Annotated in this window: 1 protein-coding gene; it reads right to left on the reverse strand. The window is 56.8% G+C overall.

Features of this window, described 5'->3' with window-relative positions; genetic code table 11:
* Positions 1-325, reverse strand: a 325-nt coding sequence (locus tag AB4512_RS22195) for a hypothetical protein (RefSeq protein ID WP_372175707.1), incomplete at its 3' end; no start/stop codon positions are given.
* Positions 326-345 lie beyond the last annotated feature (20 nt).

Consider the following 345-nt stretch of genomic DNA (forward strand, 5'->3'; position numbering starts at 1 on the left):
TACCCGTCAGGTCGACCGCTTTCAGCTCGTCTTCGCTCAGCAGATCATTGCCGTCCACGAACTCGATGCTGTTGTTCGCGTCATTGCCGCCTTCGCCTGGTGCCGTTAGGTCCAGCGCGATGGTGTCTTGTACGTCACCTTCGTTGCCCGCCTTGTCGGTCACCGTCATGGTCACCGTTAAGGTGCCATCCGCGAAGCCTTCTGAAGACAGGTCTAGGTCGGTCACCGTCACCACACCATTTTCTAGCGTGTAATCGCCCGATACCAACGTGTAGCTCACATCGTCACCGTTCGCGTCTTTACCACTGATGACGATGCTATCCAACGTGCCGTCGGTTTCCACGT

Origin of the sequence: Vibrio sp. 10N.222.52.B7, from assembly GCF_041474275.1 — a bacterium.
In the GTDB taxonomy this organism is placed as follows: domain Bacteria; phylum Pseudomonadota; class Gammaproteobacteria; order Enterobacterales; family Vibrionaceae; genus Vibrio; species Vibrio crassostreae_C.